Below are 17,925 nucleotides of genomic sequence, written 5' to 3'. Positions count from 1 at the left end.
TCTTTCAACGCCCCATCACACGACAGTTGCGCGGCGCGGGCCGCGCTTTGACAGAAAAAGGAGAGATACCTTATGGCAAAACAGATCAAGCAGGGCGAGGACGCCCGCAAGGCACTTTGCGCCGGCATTGATATGCTGGCCGACACCGTCAAGATCACCCTGGGCCCCAAGGGCCGCAACGTGGTGCTGGACAAAAAGTACGGCGCCCCTGTGATCACCAACGACGGCGTCACCATCGCCAAGGAGATCGAGCTGAAGGACCCGTTTGAGAACATGGGCGCCCAGCTGGTGAAGGAAGTTGCCACCAAGACCAACGACGCCGCAGGCGACGGCACCACCACTGCCACCGTGCTGGCCCAGGCCATGGTGACCGAGGGCATGAAGAACGTGGCCGCAGGCGCCAACCCCATGGACATCCGCCGCGGCATGAGCAAGGCAGTCAATGCCGCTGTGGAGGCCATCAAGGCACACAGCCAGAAGGTGAAGGACTCCAACGACATCGCCCGCGTCGGCACCATTTCTGCCGGTGACCCCGAGATCGGCCGTCTGATCGCCGAGGCCATGGAGAAGGTCACCTCCGACGGCGTCATCACCATCGAGGAGAACAAGGCCACCGCTGAGACTTACAGCGAGATCGTGGAAGGTATGCAGTTCGACCGCGGCTACCTGAGCCCCTATATGGTCACCGACACCGACAAGATGGAGGCTGTGCTGGATGACGCCGTGGTGCTGATCACCGACAAGAAGATCAGCATCATCCAGGATCTGCTGCCCCTGCTGGAGCAGGTGGTCCAGAACGGCATGAAGCTGCTGATCATTGCCGAGGACATCGAGGGCGAGGCTCTGTCCACCCTGATCGTCAACCGTCTGCGCGGCACCTTCACAGTGGCTGCCGTCAAGGCGCCCGGCTTTGGCGACCGCCGCAAGGAGATGCTGCAGGATATCGCCATCCTGACCGGCGGCACCGTCATCTCCTCCGACCTGGGCTATGAGCTGAAGGACGCTACCCTGCAGATGCTGGGCCGTGCCCGCCAGGTCAAGGTGACCAAGGAGAACACCACCATCGTGGGCGGTTACGGCGACAAGGAAGCCATCAAGAGCCGTGTGGCACAGATCCGCAACCAGATCGAGACCGCTACCAGCGATTTTGACCGTGAGAAGCTGCAGGAGCGCCTGGCCAAGCTGGCCGGCGGCGTGGCTGTCATCAAGGTCGGCGCTGCTACCGAGGTCGAGATGAAGGACAAGAAGCTGCGCATCGAGGATGCCCTGAACGCCACCAAGGCGGCTGTGGAAGAGGGCGTCGTGGCCGGCGGCGGCACCGCCCCCATCAACGCCATCCCCGCTGTGCGTGAGCTGTGCGGCACCCTGGAGGGCGACGAGCGCACCGGCGCCAGCATCGTGCTGAAGGCCCTGGAGGCTCCTCTGCGCCAGATCGCCAAGAATGCCGGCCTGGAGGGCAGCGTCATCATCGAGAAGATCGTCTCGGCTGCCAAGCCCAACTTCGGTTTCGACGCTCAGAAGGAAGTCTATGTGGATGACATGATCGCCGCAGGCATCGTGGACCCCACCAAGGTGACCCGTTCCGCTCTGGAGAACGCTGCTTCTGTGGCTGAGATGGTGCTGACCACCGAGAGCCTGGTGGCTGATCTGCCCGAGCCTCCCGCAGCTCCCGCTGCACCCGCAGGCGGCGATATGTATTGATAAACGCCGGCCGGCAGGCTGAATAAAAGATAGCGCCCCGGCGCTCTGCTTCCAAAAGCAGGGCGCCGGGGTTTTTGTAAGCCTGGGGAAGAATAACCGGACCCTGTCCGGCCCACACTGTCTGCAAAGGGGGTGCGGGCTTTTGTCTGTGCGGAGGATCACCGCCCTGTATGGGGTGCTGGTGGGATTGTTTGCAGTGGTGCTGTGCAGGCTGTATCTGGCCGCCAGCAACACCGGCTATGCAGCCCGCGCTGCGGGGCAGAGCAGCGTCACCCTCAGTATGCCCGCCCGGCGGGGCACATTTTATGACTGCCAGGGCCTGCCCCTCACCGGGCTGCAGACCGGCTGGTATGCCCTCTGTCTGCCGGGGGAGAGCAGCTATGTCCGCCTGTACGATGCGGCCACACCGGCAGGGCAGGCGGCGCTGTACCAGCGCAGGAACGCCGCGGCGCCCTTTCTGCTGGAGGTCAGCCGGGATGTGTCCGCGCTGGGGGTCTATACCTACCCGTCGGTCCGGCGGTATTGCCAGGCGCCCCTGTGCCAGCACCTGATCGGCTATCTGGACGGGGAAGGGCGGGGCGTGGCAGGATTGGAGGCCGCTCTGGACCGCCAGCTGGCGGGCAGCGGCAGCCGGGATACCATCACCTGCGAGGTGACCGGCCAGGGGCGTCTGGTGGAGGGGACCCAGCCCCTCTACACCCGGGCGGGCTTTGAAGGGGCGGATGTGCAGCTGACCATTTCCCGGCCGGTGCAGCGGGCGGTGGAGGCGGTGGCGGCACAGACCATGACCAGCGGCTGTATCCTTGTGCTGGATGTGGACACCGCCCAGGTGCGGGCCAGCGTCAGCCTGCCTGGCTACGACCCGGACCATGTGGCCGCCAGCCTGGATCAGCCCGGCAGCCCTCTGCTGGACCGTACCCTGGCGGCCTATGCGGTGGGCTCGGTGTTTAAGCCGGTGCTGGCGGCTGCCGCCATCGAGGCGGGACTGGACGGTCTTGTGGTGGAATGCCCCGGCTATACCATGGTGGACGGACAGGTGTTCCGCTGTGCTTCGGGCACCGCCCATGGCACGGTGGACTTGGCTGCCGCCCTGGAGCAGAGCTGCAACGGTTATTTCATCCGGCTGGGGCAGCAGCTGGGAGCCGAGCGGGTGCTGGAAGCGGCCCGGGCTTTGGGCTTTGGCCAGCACACGCCGGTGGCGGGCAGCTTGCAGGGGGCGGCAGGGGAACTGCCCGACCTGGAGACGCTGGAGGCCTCGGGGCAGCTGGCCAACTTCAGCTTTGGACAGGGACAGCTGCTGGCCACTCCCCTGCAGGTGGCCGCCATGATGAACACCATTGCCGCCGGCGGCGTCTGCCGTACCCCCAGCTTTGTGCTGGCCGTTTTGGATGGAGAGAGCGGCGAAGTGGTGGAGAGCGGCGCCATCCCCGCTGCCCGGCAGGTGTTTTCGGCCCGGACCGCCCAGCGGCTGCAGCAGCTGCTGACGGGGGTGGTGGCAGAGGGCACCGGCCGCCAGGGCGCGCCCATCCATGGCAGTGCCGCCGGCAAGACCGGCACCGCCCAGACCGGCCAGTTCACTGCGGAAGGGGAGGAGAAGATGAATTTGTGGTTTGCGGGGTTCTGCCCGGCGGAGGACCCCCGGTATACGGTGGTGGTGCTGCAGGACGGCCAGACCGACCCCGTGTGCTCCAGCGCCCGGATCTTTGCCCAGGTGTGCGAAGCTTTGTGGCTGCTGGAACAGGAATAGCTCCAAAGCATCTTGCTTTTGACAGGATCTTGTGCTATTCTATAAAGGTATTTCCATGCAAATCGATTCGGGGGCTGGCCCAGCGGGCTGCCCGGGAGTTTAAAGGAGCGTTCTACACATGACGGTTTATGAGATTGTCGGCGGCGTTGTTCTGCTGATCGTTGCACTTGTGATCATTGTGCTGACCCTGCTGCAGCACACCCACGGCCAGGGCCTGTCCAGCGCCATTGGCGGCGGGATGCAGGGCGCCAATACCACCCGCCTGAGCCCCGCCGACCAGATGCTGGCCAAAGTGACCCGCGTTGCCGGTGTGATCTTCTTCGTGGTGGCGATCGCCGCCTGCGTGCTGTCCAGCCGCCTGGGCTGACATGCTTTGCCGCGTCCTGTGGCTGCGCAGCCGAGCCGCGTCCTGCGGACGAAGCAGGCGAGGCACAACGAAAGCGAGGCACGTCCAGCGGACGATACAGCCGAGCTGGAGTTGGGGCAGCTGTCCAAATTTACGAGCGCGCTGCGACGTGCGATGGAAATTTGGCTAACAGCAACCAAAGGGGCCGCGGTCTGAATTTTCAAGCGCATTGCATGCGCGCCGGAAATTCAGGGCACCGCAACCCGGACGGAACAGCGAGGATCGCAAACCACAACAGGGGATACAGGGCGCAGAAACTGGCTTCCCCGAAGGTGTGCCGGCACGGCACGCCAGAGAGGCCCCGCAGGAAAAGCGGGGCTGTTTTTGTGCCCGGGCACGGCCCCGGGCCTGGCAGCGCGTCCGCCCGAAGCAGCAGGCGGTACGCAGAAGGATGTGAAGGAGAGTATTTGATATGCCAATGAGAGACAAGATCGAGCGGGCCATCCAAATGCAGCCCTGTACGGTGCGGGACCTGAAAGCCAAATTCGGCGGGGACCGCGCTGCCGACCGCAAGGTGATGGAGGCGCTGGACCAGCTGGTCCGGGAGGCCGTGATCTGCCAGACCGAGGGCGTGTTCTTTACGGTGCGTTCGGGCCGGAAGGATAAGGCCCTGGTGTGCACCCTGGTCAAGCTGGGCAAGAATTTTGGCTTTGCCATGCTGGAGGACGGCACAGGGGACATCTTTATCCCCGGCCGGATGATGAAGGGCGCCATGCCGGGAGACCGGGTGCTGGTGGAGAAACTGGCCCATCCCCGGGTGGAGGGCAGCGACGAGGGCGAGATCCTGGCCGTGCTGGAGGAAAAGAACGACCTGGTGGGCACCGCCCGCCGGATCAGCGGGCGTCTGGTGTTCGTGCCCGATGCCTGCCCTGCCATTTCGATGCAGATCATCCGGGACGGCGAGGGCGGCGCCCGGGACGGGGACAAGGTGGCGGTGGAGATCCGCAGCCGCGGCACCCGCCAGGAGGACCACCGGGTGGCTGTCACCATGCGGTTTGGTTCCAGCGAGGAGGCCAAGCGCTGCGCCAAAGCCCTGCTGTATGACCGGGATGTCCATGTCCGTTTCCCCGACAAGGTGCGGGAGGAAGCCAAAAAGCTGGAGGGCGCATCGGTCTCCGAGGCGGATACCGCCGGCCGGATGGACCTGCGGGCCTTGCCCATCTTTACCATCGACAGCGCCGAGACCAAGGACATCGACGACGCCATCAGCCTCAACCAGACCCCCGACGGCTTTGAGCTGGGGGTCCACATCGCGGACGTGTCCCACTATGTCAAGCCGGGCACCGAGCTGGACAATGAGGCGTTCAGCCGTGCCACCAGCGTCTACTACGCGGACCAGGTGGTGCCCATGCTTCCCAAGCAGCTGTCCAACGGCATCTGCAGCCTGAACGAAGGGGAGCTGCGTTTGGCTTTCTCCTGCCTGATGCACCTGGACAAGACGGGCAACCTGGTGGATTACAAGTTTGTCAAGTCGGTGATCCGCAGCCGGGTCAAGGGCGTGTACAGCGAGATCAACGCCCTGCTGGCCGGCACCGCCGACACCGAGCTGCAGTACAAATACGCCGAGGTGGCTGCCCAGCTGCCCGCCATGAAGGCGCTGTACGGCCTGCGCGCCGGCCTGCGCCGCCAGCGGGGCTGCATGGACATCGAGAGCGGCGAGGTCAAGCTGATCCTGGACGATAACGGCCGGTGCATCGACGTCAAAAAGCGAGTGCAGGGGGAGAGCGAGGCCATGATCGAGGAGTTCATGCTGCTGGCCAACCAGTGCGCGGCCCATTTCGCCCGCACCCGCAAGATCCCCTTTGTCTACCGTGTGCACGAGGAGCCCAACAGCGAGAAACTGGAGCGGCTGCACACTTTGCTGAAGGCCTGCGGCATCAACGACCACTTTGCAGCTGAGGTGCCCCAGCCCAAAGAGCTGAGCGCCATCCTGGAAGGGGTCAAGGGTACCCCCTATGAAAAGATCATCCACACCGGCCTGCTGCGGTGCATGTCCAAGGCGGAATACCAGGCCCAGCCCAAGGGCCACTACGGCCTGGTGCTGAAAGACTATGCTCACTTCACCAGCCCCATCCGCCGCTATCCCGACCTGGCCATCCACCGCATCCTGACCGACCTGCTGTCCGGCACCGACAAGGAGACGCTGACGGTGCGCTATGCCGACTTTGCCGAAAAGGTCAGCAAGCAGTCCAGCGCCCAGGAAGTGGTGGCCATGCAGATCGAGCGCAGGGCCGAGGACTGCTACAAGGCCGAATACGCCCGCCTGCACATTGGGGAATGCCGCGAGGGCACCATCTCGGGCGTCACCCAGCGGGGCGTCTTTGTGGAGCTGGACAACGGTGTGGAGGGCTTTGTCCCTGTGGGCAGTCTGACTCCCTCCGGCGCGCTTTTGACCGAAGGCGTGCGCCTGTCCGACCCTGTCTCGGGCAAGTCCTGGAATCTGGGCGACAGCCTGATGATCACCATTGTCCGTGCCGACGTCAACTTGGGCAAGGTGGACTTCGAGCCGGCCCGTCCCAACGCATAAATCGTGCCTGTATGGCGCTCTGCCTGCCCCGGCTTTCCGGGCGGGCGGGGCGCTTTTTTCTATTTGAGGCAGGGCGGGGAAAATCTCTGGCCGGTTTTGGCGATACTGCCCAAGATATTTTCCTATTTTGGCAGAAAGTACCGTTTTTTGACGGTTTGGGTCTTGTTTTAGGTCCGCGTTTATGCTATTGTTATAGCAGTGGTACTGCGGGTATTTTCTACAGCCTGCGGCACAGAGCTGACCAAAACCACAAACAACCGAACGAGGAGGATGTTCCGATGAAAAATTACATATCGCGTCGTAATTTCCTGAAAACCGCCGGCGCTGCCACGGGTGCAGCTGCGGCTCTCGGCCTCACGGGCGCCCCGCTGGCTGCGGACGGCCTGTTCATTGCGCCTGAGAAGCATCCCATCACCATCCTGTATACCAATGACGTACATACCTATATTGACAACGAGGCCCCTGAGCTGACCTATGCCAACATCGAAGCCCTCAAAAAGAGCTACGAAGATGCGGACATGGACGTGCTGCTGGTGGATGCCGGCGACCATATCCAGGGCACCGCTTACGGCGCCATGGACAAAGGTGCTTCCATCATCAAGCTGATGAACTCGGCGGGCTATGACCTGGCCACCCTGGGCAACCATGAGTTCGACTATGGCATGGACCGCATCCTGACCATCGTCAACGAGGAGGCCGACTTCCCTTACATCAGCTGCAACTTCAAGGACCTGCGCACCGGCCGGAAGGTGCTGCCCGCCATCAAGTACTTCTGGCGCGGCGGCCGCATCCTGGCGTTCATCGGCGTCACCACCCCCGAGACCATCACCAAATCCACTCCGGCCTACTTTATGGATGCCGGCCAGAACGAGTTCATCTATGGCATCGACGGCGGCGATGACGGCCAGGCCCTCTACGACGCAGTGCAGAAGGCCATCGACGAGGCATGGCTCTATGCCGACTTTGTCATCGGCCTGGGCCATCTGGGTGTGGACGGCTCCTCCTCTCCCTGGACCAGCCGCGAGGTCATCCAGCACACGGTGGGCTTCAACGCTTTCATTGACGGCCACTCCCACACCGTCATGGCAGGGGAGACGGTCCGGGATGCCGAGGGCAACCCCGTGCTGCTGACCCAGACCGGCTGCTATCTGGGCAATATCGGCCGCATGACCATCGACACCGACCGCAACTTCACCACCGAGCTGATCTCCTCCACCAACGTCAATCCCTTCAATGAGACCCTGATCCTCCAGACCGACTGGATCAACGCCGTGGACGATATGCTGGGCGAGAAGATCGCCGAGAGCCCGGTCAACTTCTATATCAACGATCCCGTCACCGGCGACCGCCTGATCCGTTCGCAGGAGACCAACATGGGCGACCTGGTGGCCGACGGCATCTATGCCTACTTCAATGAGATCGAGCAGCTGGACTGCGACATCGCCATCATGAACGGCGGCGGCATCCGCGCCGACGTGCCCGCAGGCGACTGGACCTACATGACCTGCAAGACGGTCAGCCCCTTCGGCAACGTGGCCTGCCTGATGTCGGTCACCGGCGCGCAGATCCAGAACGCCCTGGAATTCGGCGCGCGCTACGCCGGCTCGGGCCAGGAGAACGGCGGCTTCCTGCAGGTGGCCGGCGCGACCTATGAGATCCACACCGATATCCCCAACACCGTCCAGACCGACGACCAGAACGTCTGGACCGGCCCTGCCACCGGTACGCCCCGTGTGCAGAACATCAAGATCTACAACAAGGCCACCGGCGCCTATGAGCCTCTGGACCCCGCCCGCACCTACAACATGGCCGGCATGAATTACACCCTGCGCAGCCTGGGCGACGGCTTTGCCATGTTCGACGGCGCTACTCTGGTCAAGGATTACGTCTCGGAGGACTACCTGGTGCTGTCCAGCTACGCCATGCTGTTCAACGGCGGCAGCATCACCAGCGCCAACAGCCCCCTGGCCGACTATGCCGGCTATCTGCTGGACTATGAGAACCCCTACGGCGCAGGCCGCATCACCCTGCTCTGAGATTCTCGCTGCGGATAAATCCCATACCTTCTGATTTCATAAAACCTTCCTGCCCGCCCCGTGCGTTCCCGCCGGGGCGGGCTTTTTGGCGCTGCGGAAACATGGACGACAAAAAGCCCCGTCCCATCGGACGAGGCATGGTTGGGGATGAGAGAATCGAACTCCCACAAGTAGAGTCAGAGTCTACCGCACTACCACTATGCAAATCCCCATCGTATTCTGTTTTGCGGGCCGGCGTTTGCTGCCGACGCTCTATATTATAGCCGCCGGGAGGGGCAATGTCAACCCCCAAAATAAAAAAATCGGCATATTTTGCCAGCCTCAAAGCGTAGAATGGGATAAACGACCCAGCTGCGAGAAAAGAGCAAGGAGGAGACTGCCATGTCCGAAGCTGCCAGCCGCGCCAGCCTGCTGTCCCCCCGGGTGCACCGGGATATGGAGCATGAGCGCTATCACCCCGAACTGGAGGAAGAACTGAAAGAATGTCTGTACTGCCTGCGCCGCAACGCCATGATGTTCAATCTGGAGGTGGACCCGGATCTGGTGGAGCAGCGGATCTATGAGCGGCAGGCTTTGCTGTGCCGCTACCGGTATCTGCTGCAGCGCGCCCGGGAGCTGGGGGTCCACACCGTGCTGGCCGGCCTGCCCTCCTTTGAGGATGGTAGCCCTTGACAGCAGGGGCAAACCGTGTTATCATATCAGACAAGATACGCGTGCTGTGCATGCGCCCGCCCGGCGCAGTTTCCAGCGTAAACGATAGAGAATAGAGAGGTACATACCATGGAGAGAATCAAGACCATTGCGACCCGCGACCTGACCAAGAGCGTCCAGACCGGCGGCTGCGGCGAGTGCCAGACCTCCTGCCAGTCTGCCTGCAAGACTTCCTGCGGCGTGGCAAACCAGAAGTGCGAGAACGCAAACAAGTAAACTTGGCCCCATCGGATGCCGCCTTTGCCGGGCGGCATTTTTTTGTGGGCTGTTTTGTGCTTTACGGAGGACAGAATGGTACATCAGTATAAGCTCAACGGATACAACATCGTGCTGGATACCTGCAGCGGCTCGGTCCATCTGGTGGACGACGTGGCCTATGACGTCATTGCCCTGTACAAGGAAATGCCCCGGGACCAGCTGGCTGCCAGCCTGCTGGCCAAATACGCCGCCCGCCCCGATGTCACCGCCGCAGACCTGGATCAGTGCATCGACGATGTGGCCGCGCTGGAAGCGGCAGGCAAGCTGTGGAGCCCCGATATCTACGAGGACATGGCCTTTGATTTCAAAAACCGCAGCCATGTGGTCAAGGCCCTGTGCCTGCATGTGGCCCATACCTGCAACCTGAACTGCTCCTATTGCTTTGCGGCCCAGGGCCGCTACCAGGGCGAGCGCGCCCTGATGAGCCTGGAGGTGGGCAAGCGGGCCATGGAGTTCCTGATCGAGAACTCGGGCACCCGCCGCAACCTGGAGGTGGACTTCTTCGGGGGCGAGCCCCTGATGAACTGGCAGATGGTCAAGGACCTGGTGGCCTACTGCCGCGGCCGCGAAAAGGAGACGGGCAAGAACTTCCGCTTCACCCTGACCACCAACGGTATGCTGATCGACGACGATGTGATCGATTTCTGCAACCGGGAGATGAGCAACGTGGTGCTCAGCCTGGACGGCCGCAAAGAGATCCACGACCGGCTGCGGGTGGACTATGCGGGCCGCGGCAGCTACGATACCATCGTGCCCAAGTTCCAGAAGCTGGTGGAGGCCCGCGGCGGCAAGAACTATTACATCCGGGGCACCTACACCCATGCCAACACCGATTTTACGAACGATATCTTCCACATGGCAGATCTGGGCTTTACCGAGCTGAGCATGGAACCGGTGGTCTCCAAGCCCGACGATCCCTGCGCCCTCACCCAGGAGGACCTGCCCGTCCTGCTGGACCAGTACGAGCTGCTGGCCAAGGAGATGCTGCGCCGGGACCGGGAGGGCCGGGGCTTCACCTTCTACCACTATATGATCGACCTGACCGGCGGTCCCTGCATCTACAAGCGGATCTCGGGCTGCGGCTCGGGCACCGAGTATATGGCCGTCACCCCCTGGGGCGACCTGTACCCCTGCCACCAGTTTGTAGGTGATCCCAAATACCTGCTGGGAGATATCTGGAAAGGGGTCACCAACACGGCAGCCCAGGACGAGTTCCGCCACTGCAACGCCTATGCCCGGCCCGAATGCAAGGACTGCTGGGCCAAGCTGTACTGCTCGGGCGGCTGCGCGGCGAACGCCTACCACGCCACCGGCAGCATCTCGGGGGTGTATGAGTATGGCTGCGAGCTGTTCAAAAAGCGGATCGAATGCGCCATCATGATCCAGGTGGCCGAGAACCAGGACCTGGCAGCCCAGGGCATCGAGGTGCCCATCCAGGTGGGCGGCGCCTGCACCGCCTGCGCCGACGGCGAGGGGTGCGAATGAGCGCCACCCCTCTTGCGGATTTTGTCCGGGCCTATGCCGAAGCAGGGATATCCCGGCTGCATATGCCGGGGCACAAGGGCCGCGGTCCGCTGGGCTGCGAGGCCTGGGATCTGACCGAGATCGCCGGGGCGGATGAGCTGTATGAGGCGGAGGGGATCATTGCCCAAAGCGAGGCCAATACCGCCCGGCTGTTCGGCTCCGCGGGCACCTTTTATGGGACCGAGGGTTCTTCCCAGTGCATCCGGGCCATGCTGTTCCTGGCTCTCCAGGCTGCCCCGGCGGGGCAGGGCAGACCGGTGCTGCTGGCGGCCCGGAATGCCCACAAGGCTCTGCTGTACGCTGCGGCCTTGCTGGATTTCGATATCCGCTGGCTGTGGCCCCCGGCAGACGGGCAGGGCGGCAGCCTCTGCGCCTGCCCGGTGTCCCCGGAAGCCCTGGATGCGGCCCTGACCGGGTTGGAGCAGACGGGGAACAGCCCCTTCGGCGTCTACCTGACCAGCCCCGACTACCTGGGCGGGATGCAGGATGTAGGGGCTTTGGCCTCTGTCTGTCATGCCCATCGGACGCCCCTGCTGGTGGATCACGCCCATGGGGCCTACCTGCGGTTTTTGCCCGGGGGCAGCCGCCACGCCCTGGATCAGGGGGCGGACCTGTGCTGCGACTCGGCCCACAAGACCCTGCCGGTGCTGACCGGCGGGGCCTATCTGCACCTGGGGCACGGCCTGCTGCGGCCTGAACCGGCGGCAGTGCGGGGCGCCATGTGCCTGTTTGGCTCCACCAGCCCGTCCTATCTGATCATGGAGTCGCTGGACCTGTGTGCCGGTGCGCTGGCAGGGCCATGGCCGGGAGAGCTGGCTGCCTGTGTGGAAGCGGTGGACGGCCTGAAAGCCCGTCTGGCCCGGCTGGCCCCCGGTCTGGTACGCCCCGCAGAGCCCCTCAAACTGGTGCTGGATGCCAACGCCCTGGGCCGCAGCGGCCGGGCTTTGGCGGATCTTCTCCGCGCCCATAAAGTGGAATGCGAATACGCCGACGGGCAGTATGTGGTGCTGATGTTCGCCCCTGGCAACCGCCCGCTGGACTATGAGCGGGTGGAGCAGGGGGTGAAAGCGGCGGCCCAAGCCCCGGCAGAAGGCGCTTTCCGCCGGAATGCGCCGGACCCCGGCCTCTGGGTCCGTCTGGAAGAACAGGCGCGCCCCCAATGCACCATCCGTCAGGCGGTGTTTGCCCGACAGGACCTTGTGCCGGTGGAGCAGGCGGTGGGCCGGGTCTGCGCGCTGCCCACGGTGGCCTGCCCGCCCGCTATCCCCATCGCGGTCAGCGGTGAAACGATCGGTCCGGCGGCGGCAGAGTTGTTTGGCTATTATGGCATCCGCCGGGTGGCGGTGACGACTGAATAAAAGACAGGAAGCGGCAGGCTCAGTCTGCCGCTTTTTTGTGCCCTCTTGACAGATGTAGAATAAAATGATATGATTTTGATATCAAAAAGATTGTGCGCTGCCCGTTGACAGGGCGGAGTCTTTCTGTTATAATCGGCTCACAATTAACATGAATGTTAAATGATGGCGGCTGCCATCGGACAGGAGGCGCTTTATGCTGCGTATCCAGCATCTGACCAAGACGTATGGGGATAAAAAGGCGGTGGATGACCTGTCTTTGCACATCTGCCCGGGGGAGATCTACGGCTTCATCGGGCACAATGGAGCAGGCAAGACCACCACCCTCAAAAGCTGCTGCGGCATCTTGCAGTTCGAGGGCGGGGATATCCTGGTGGACGGGATATCCATCCGCACCGACCCGCTGGCCTGCAAGCGGCAGATGGCCTACATCCCCGATAACCCCGACCTGTACGAGTATATGACCGGCATCCAGTACCTCAACTTCATCGGGGATGTATTTGGGGTGCCGGGGCCGCTGCGGGCAGAACGGATCGAGGAATACGGCGCTTTGTTTGAGCTGGCAGGGGACCTGACCCAGCCGGTCAGCGCCTATTCCCACGGCATGAAGCAGAAGCTGGCCATCCTGTCGGCCCTGCTGCACGACCCCAAACTGCTGCTGATGGATGAGCCCTTTGTGGGTCTTGACCCCAAGGCGGCCCACCAGCTCAAGCAGCTGATGCACCGTCTGTGCGACCGGGGCGGAGCGATCTTCTTCTCCACCCATGTGCTGGAGGTGGCCGAAAAGCTGTGTGACAAAGTGGCCATCATCCGGGGCGGCAGACTGGTGCGTGCCGGCTCGATGGAGGAAGTGCGGGGAGACGACTCGCTGGAAGAAGTCTTTCTGGAACTGGTCGAGGAAAAGGAGGGGCAGGGATGAGCGTCTTGCTGCGGGCCATGCTGAAAAAACAGCTGCTGGAGATGACTGCTTTTCTGCGCCGGAACGCCGCTACCGGGCGCAGCCGCACCGGCTGGCGTGTGATCGGATTTGGGGCGCTGATGGTGCTGGTGCTGCTCACCGTGGCGGGCAGCGTGGGCCTGCTGGCCTGGCTGGTCTGCGTCCCTCTCACCCAGGCCGGGCTGGACTGGCTGTATTTTGTGCTTTTGCTGGTGCCTGCCTGGCTGGTGGGGGTGATGGGTGGAGCCTTCGCGGCCTACGGGGAACTGTACCGCCCCCGGGACAATGAACTGCTGCTCTCGCTGCCCATCCCGCCGGGGATGATCCTGGCGGTGCGGATGGGCTGTGTCTGGCTGACGGGCACCGGCTACCTGGCCGTGATCCTGGTCCCGGCGTATGGGGTGTACCTGCTGTTTGGAGCCCACCCGTGGAGCGCCGCTTTGGCCCTCGTGCCGGTGACGGTGTTCCTGGGCTGTCTGGTGCTGGCGGCGGCCTGCCTGGCGGGATGGGCCGCGGCCCTGCTGGGGGAGCGGATCACCCGGTTCAAGCCCCTGTTCAGCCTGCTGTACGCGGTGCTGGTGCTGGGGTTTGCCTTTGGAGCCCACTTTGGGATCCAGCAGGGGATGATCTGGCTGATGACCCATCTGGACAGCTTTGCCGGAGGCCTGCGGGCCGACGCCTGGGTGCTGTATCTGCTGGGGCAGGCTGCGGTGGGCGATCTGCCCGCCCTGGCCGTTCTGGGAGCGGTGTCTCTGGCGGTCCTGGGCGCCGTGGGACTGGTTTTGCGCCGCAGCTACCTGCGGCTGATGACCACCCACCGGGGAGCCCGCCGCTCTGCCAGCCGGGTCGGGGCCATCCGGGCCCACAGCCTGCGCAGGGCGCTGCTGGAGCGGGAGTTCCGGCGGCTGGGCAGCTGCACCAGCTATCTGGTCAACGGGATGCTGGCAAGCCTGTTCCTGCCGGCGATGGGGGCGGCGGCTCTGTGGAAAGCGGGACAGCTGTCGGCCATGCTGGCGATGCTGCCGGCAGGATACGGCCCGGCGCTGGGATGCGCCGGTGTGTGCGCGGCGGCCTCCATGAACCTTTTGACCCCGCCTTCGGTGTCCCTGGAAGGGAAGACCCTCTGGCTGCTCCAGTCCCTGCCGGTCACTCCCTGGCAGGCGCTGCGGGCCAAGCTGGACCTCCATCTGGCCTGTACGCTGCCCCCCGCGGTCTTCGCCATGCTGTGCCTGTTGTGGGTGACAGGGGGGAGCTTTTGGGAGGGGGTGCTGGTTCTGCTGGGTGCGGGCCTGTATGTCCTGTTCAGTGGGGCGATGGGCCTGGTGTTTGGGCTGCGGCTGCCCAACCTCCACTGGACCAACGAGACCGCTGCCGTCAAAGGCGGCGCGGCGCCGGTGCTGACCTTGTTTGCCGGATGGGGCGTCCTGATGGTGCTCTGTCTGATCTGGTGGGGGATGCAGTCGGTGCTGGGTGCGGCAGGGGCTTTGGCCGTCTGCTGCGGCCTGCTGGGGGCAGGCTGCGCGGCGCTGCTGGCCTGGCTGCGGCGGGGCGGCTGCACCCTCTTTGCACAGATGTGAAAATCTTAAGGAATTTTATAAAAACAGGTGTAAAGCTGCAAAGAATAGGTAAATTGCCTTGCAGAGCGCTCAAAAACCTGCTAAAATAAAACCGGAAACATCGGGCCGACGGACAGCACCCACTGCCCGCCGGCCCTTTCGTGCCGAAAACGGACTGGGACTCTCCATATTTTTGCAAAAAGTCCGGCTTCTGATTCGTTTTATAGGAAGAAGCGGCTTTCTCAGACAAACTCTGTTACGGAGGTGCTGAACCATGAAGATCTTGCTCACCACCGATTGGTGGACCCCGGCCGTGAACGGCGTGGTGCGTTCGGTGACCCTGCTGCGCAGGGAGCTGCTGGCCCAGGGGCACGACGTCCGGGTGCTGACCCTGTCGTCCACCAATCAGTCTTATGAAGAAGACGGCGTCTATTATCTGGGAAGCATGAGCGCCGACCGTGTCTACCCCGGAGCGCGGGTGCGGCTGCTGGCCTGGAGCCGCTGGCTGAAAGCCCTGGCAAGCTGGCGCCCGGACGTCATCCACTCGCAATGTGAATTTTCCACCTTCCTGCCGGCCTGGCAGCTGGCACGCCGGTGCAACTGCCCGCTGGTGCATACCTACCACACCGTCTATGAGGATTACACCCGCTATGTGATCCCCAGCGAGCGGTGCGGCCGGGCAGCGGTGAAGGAATTTACCCGCCTGGTGTCGGGCCGGTGCGACGCCATCCTGGCGCCCACCAACAAGGTCACCGGCCTGCTGCAGGAATACCGGGTCAGCTGCCCGGTCTACACTGTGCCGACCGGCATCGACCTGACCGCTTTCCGTCCCATCCGGCCGGAGGACAAGCCCGCTCTGCGCCGGACCCTGGGCCTGCCCGAGCAGGAGAAGATCCTGGTGTCGGTGGGCCGCCTGGCTGCCGAGAAGAACCACGGGGAGCTGCTGCGCCTGCTGGCCAGGGAACCTGCGGACACACGGCCTCTGCTGCTGTTTGTCGGGGACGGCCCGGTGCGGGCCCAGCTGGAACAGCAGGCCGCCGACCTGGGCCTTGTGGACCGGGTGATGTTTGCGGGGATGGTGCCTCCCGGCGAGGTGGTGCGCTATTACCAGGCAGGCGACGCCTTTGTGTGCGCCTCCCAAAGCGAGACCCAGGGCCTGACCTATTTTGAGGCGCTGGCCTGTGGCCTGCCTGCCATCGTCCGCGCCGACCCCTGCCTGGAGGGCGTGGTGGAAAACGGGGTCAACGGCTGGCAGTGGAAGGACGCTGCCGGTTTCCATCAGGCGCTGGAGGTACTGCTGTCCGGGACGAGGAACGACAGCCTGCGGGCGGGGGCCCTGGCCACGGCCGAGCGGTACTCTGCCGGCCATTTTGCCGCCCAGGCCATGCAGGTGTACAGTGAGGCCATCGAACGGCGGCGCACCCTCAACGGGGGATTGCCCGCCGGCGTGCCGGCGGCTCTGTCCGGGGCCTGCTTTTTCCTGTGCCTGTGGCTGGGCGTATGGGCCTGGCAAAAGGGCCTGCTGACCGACCTGGGAGCGCTGCAGGCCTGGGTGGCCGGACTGGGCGTATGGGCTGCTGTGGCCTTTGTGGCGTTCCAGGCCATCCAGGTGGTGATCCCCATTCTGCCCGGCGGGCTGGGATGCCTGGCGGGTGTGGTGCTGTTCGGCCCGTGGTACGGCTTTGCCTACAACTATCTGGGGATCTGCGCGGGGTCCATGGCGGCCTTCGGGGTGGCGCGGTACTGCGGCCGCCCTCTGCTGGAGCGGATGTTCCCCCGCAAGCTGCTGCTGAAATACGACGGCTGGCTGGGCAAAAAGAGCTTTGCCAAATGGTTTGCCCTGGCCATCTTTTTCCCGGTGGCGCCGGATGACTTTTTGTGCTATCTGGCGGGCACCACTTCCATGGGGTGGCGGCAGTTCACCTTCATCATCCTCACCTGCAAGCCCTTTGCCATTGCGGCTTACAGCACCGGCCTGACGGTGGCCATGAACGCCATCCTGCGGCTGCTGTGACCATTTTACGCAGGCGCTGCCTGCCAGTACAAGAAGGGAATACATCATGTCTGTCTGCATTTATCATGGCGGCTACGATACCGTCCGCAAAAGCGGCGTGGGCAAGGCCCTGGAACACCAGACCGCAGCCCTGAAAAGCGCCGGCCTGCCCCTGGTGGACCAGCTGCCGCCTGCAGGCCCTGAAGCCCGGGAATGCGTGGTCCATCTGAATACGGTGCTGCCCAGCGCCCTGCTGGCGGCGGCCCGGGCCCATGCCCGCGGGTGCAAGGTGGTCTACTATGGCCACTCCACCATGGAGGACTTCCGCAACAGCTTTTTGGGCTCCAACCTGCTGGCCCCCTTGTTCAAGCGGTGGCTGATTTTGTGCTACCGGCAGGGGGATGTGGTGATCACCCCCAGCGTCTATTCCCGCCGGATCCTGATGGGCTACAAGATCGGACGGCCCATCTACACCCTTTCCAATGGCATCGACACCGACTTTTTCAAGCCGGATGCCGGCCGCGCAGCCCGCTTCCGCACCCGGTACAGCCTGGGAGAAGGGCAGAAGTGCGTCATGTCGGTGGGGCACTGGATGGTGCGCAAGGGCCTGCCGGATTTTGTGGAGCTGGCCCGGCGGATGCCCCAGGTGCGGTTCATCTGGTTTGGCCAGACCGACGACGCCCTGCTCACCGACGAGATCCGCCAGGCCATGGAGGCGGCGCCCGGCAATGTGCTGTTTGCGGGGTATGTCAACGCGGAGGAACTCTGCGATGCCTACTGCGGGGCCGACGCCTTTGTGTTCCTCAGCCACGAGGAGACCGAGGGGATCGTGGTGCTGGAGGCCCTGGCCTGCGGCATCCCCACCCTGCTGCGGGATATCCCGGTGTACGACAACTGGCTGCAGGACGGCAGATCGGTCTACAAGGCCGCCACTCTGGATCAGTTCGAGTCCAGGCTGAAAGATATGCTGGCCGGCCATCTGCCCAGCCTGAAAGACGGTGGGATGGCGGTGGCGGAAGCCCGGAGCCTGCGCCAGATCGGCCAGGGGCTGTGCCGCATCTATGCTTCCAGCGGCTTTTTGGAAGCGGCCAAGACAAGCCCCGAAGCCGCCCGCGCAGAGGCTGCCGCCAAAAAGAGACGGGCCTGAGGTCGCCTGCGCCCCGGGCCGCAGGTA

General features: G+C 63.8%; 13 protein-coding genes and 1 tRNA gene. 13 read left to right on the top strand and 1 reads right to left on the bottom strand.

Translation table 11 applies throughout. The features are described from left to right. Nucleotides 1-72: 72 nt before the first annotated feature. The 5 genes from groL to B5E66_RS06710 all read left to right on the top strand — a co-directional run bounded on the left by groL (nt 73) and on the right by B5E66_RS06710 (nt 8,417). Nucleotides 73-1,701: a chaperonin GroEL gene (groL, locus tag B5E66_RS06730; protein WP_087230475.1), complete on the top strand. Its 1,629-nt coding sequence runs from the start codon at nt 73-75 to the stop codon at nt 1,699-1,701. A 148-nt stretch (nt 1,702-1,849) separates the two neighbouring features. Beyond that, nucleotides 1,850-3,448, top strand: a complete 1,599-nt coding sequence (locus B5E66_RS06725) for a peptidoglycan D,D-transpeptidase FtsI family protein (protein ID WP_242958119.1) — start codon at nt 1,850-1,852, stop codon at nt 3,446-3,448. Between the two features lie 118 nt (nt 3,449-3,566). Continuing rightward, the gene (gene secG / locus B5E66_RS06720) at nt 3,567-3,815 is read left to right on the top strand and encodes a preprotein translocase subunit SecG (RefSeq protein WP_087230469.1); all 249 of its coding nucleotides are present in this window, start codon (nt 3,567-3,569) and stop codon (nt 3,813-3,815) included. Between the two features lie 451 nt (nt 3,816-4,266). Then, a complete protein-coding gene (gene rnr / locus B5E66_RS06715; protein ID WP_087230466.1) occupies nt 4,267-6,381 on the top strand; it encodes a ribonuclease R in 2,115 nt (704 codons plus the stop codon). A gap of 278 nt (nt 6,382-6,659) precedes the next feature. Continuing rightward, nucleotides 6,660-8,417 (top strand): bifunctional metallophosphatase/5'-nucleotidase, encoded by a 1,758-nt coding sequence (locus B5E66_RS06710; RefSeq protein ID WP_087230463.1) that lies wholly within the window; start codon nt 6,660-6,662, stop codon nt 8,415-8,417. A gap of 138 nt (nt 8,418-8,555) precedes the next feature. On the opposite strand, the gene B5E66_RS06705 is transcribed toward B5E66_RS06710, so the two are convergent. Beyond that, a tRNA-Gln gene (locus B5E66_RS06705) sits at nt 8,556-8,629 on the bottom strand. 169 nt (nt 8,630-8,798) lie between these two features. Between B5E66_RS06705 and B5E66_RS06700 the strand changes: the two genes are divergently transcribed. The 8 genes from B5E66_RS06700 (at nt 8,799) to B5E66_RS06665 (ending at nt 17,898) form a co-directional block, all read left to right on the top strand. Further along, nucleotides 8,799-9,089, top strand: a complete 291-nt coding sequence (locus B5E66_RS06700) for a DUF2508 domain-containing protein (RefSeq protein WP_087230460.1) — start codon at nt 8,799-8,801, stop codon at nt 9,087-9,089. Nucleotides 9,090-9,197: 108 nt separating this feature from the next. Further along, on the top strand, nt 9,198-9,344 hold the full coding sequence (gene scfA, locus B5E66_RS06695; RefSeq protein WP_087230457.1) for a six-cysteine ranthipeptide SCIFF: 147 nt from the start codon (nt 9,198-9,200) through the stop codon (nt 9,342-9,344). 75 nt (nt 9,345-9,419) lie between these two features. Next, nucleotides 9,420-10,871, top strand: a complete 1,452-nt coding sequence (gene scfB, locus B5E66_RS06690) for a thioether cross-link-forming SCIFF peptide maturase (protein ID WP_087230455.1) — start codon at nt 9,420-9,422, stop codon at nt 10,869-10,871. Further along, nucleotides 10,868-12,268: an Orn/Lys/Arg family decarboxylase gene (locus B5E66_RS06685; RefSeq protein WP_087230452.1), complete on the top strand. Its 1,401-nt coding sequence runs from the start codon at nt 10,868-10,870 to the stop codon at nt 12,266-12,268. The genes scfB and B5E66_RS06685 overlap by 4 nt, the downstream gene beginning before the upstream one ends. A gap of 193 nt (nt 12,269-12,461) precedes the next feature. After that, nucleotides 12,462-13,184 carry an ABC transporter ATP-binding protein gene (locus tag B5E66_RS06680; RefSeq protein ID WP_087230450.1) on the top strand — a complete coding sequence of 241 codons (723 nt, stop codon included), beginning with the start codon at nt 12,462-12,464 and terminating at the stop codon, nt 13,182-13,184. Next, nucleotides 13,181-14,779 carry a hypothetical protein gene (locus tag B5E66_RS06675; protein WP_087230447.1) on the top strand — a complete coding sequence of 533 codons (1,599 nt, stop codon included), beginning with the start codon at nt 13,181-13,183 and terminating at the stop codon, nt 14,777-14,779. Before B5E66_RS06680 ends, B5E66_RS06675 begins: the two co-directional genes overlap by 4 nt. 253 nt (nt 14,780-15,032) lie before the next feature. Next, nucleotides 15,033-16,772 carry a glycosyltransferase gene (locus B5E66_RS06670; RefSeq protein ID WP_242958116.1) on the top strand — a complete coding sequence of 580 codons (1,740 nt, stop codon included), beginning with the start codon at nt 15,033-15,035 and terminating at the stop codon, nt 16,770-16,772. 46 nt (nt 16,773-16,818) lie between these two features. After that, nucleotides 16,819-17,898 carry a glycosyltransferase gene (locus B5E66_RS06665; RefSeq protein ID WP_087230444.1) on the top strand — a complete coding sequence of 360 codons (1,080 nt, stop codon included), beginning with the start codon at nt 16,819-16,821 and terminating at the stop codon, nt 17,896-17,898. Nucleotides 17,899-17,925: the final 27 nt, after the last annotated feature.

The organism is Faecalibacterium sp. An121, assembly GCF_002160915.1.
GTDB lineage: Bacteria > Bacillota > Clostridia > Oscillospirales > Ruminococcaceae > Faecalibacterium > Faecalibacterium avium.
This window is presented reverse-complemented; position numbering and strand designations above follow the sequence as displayed.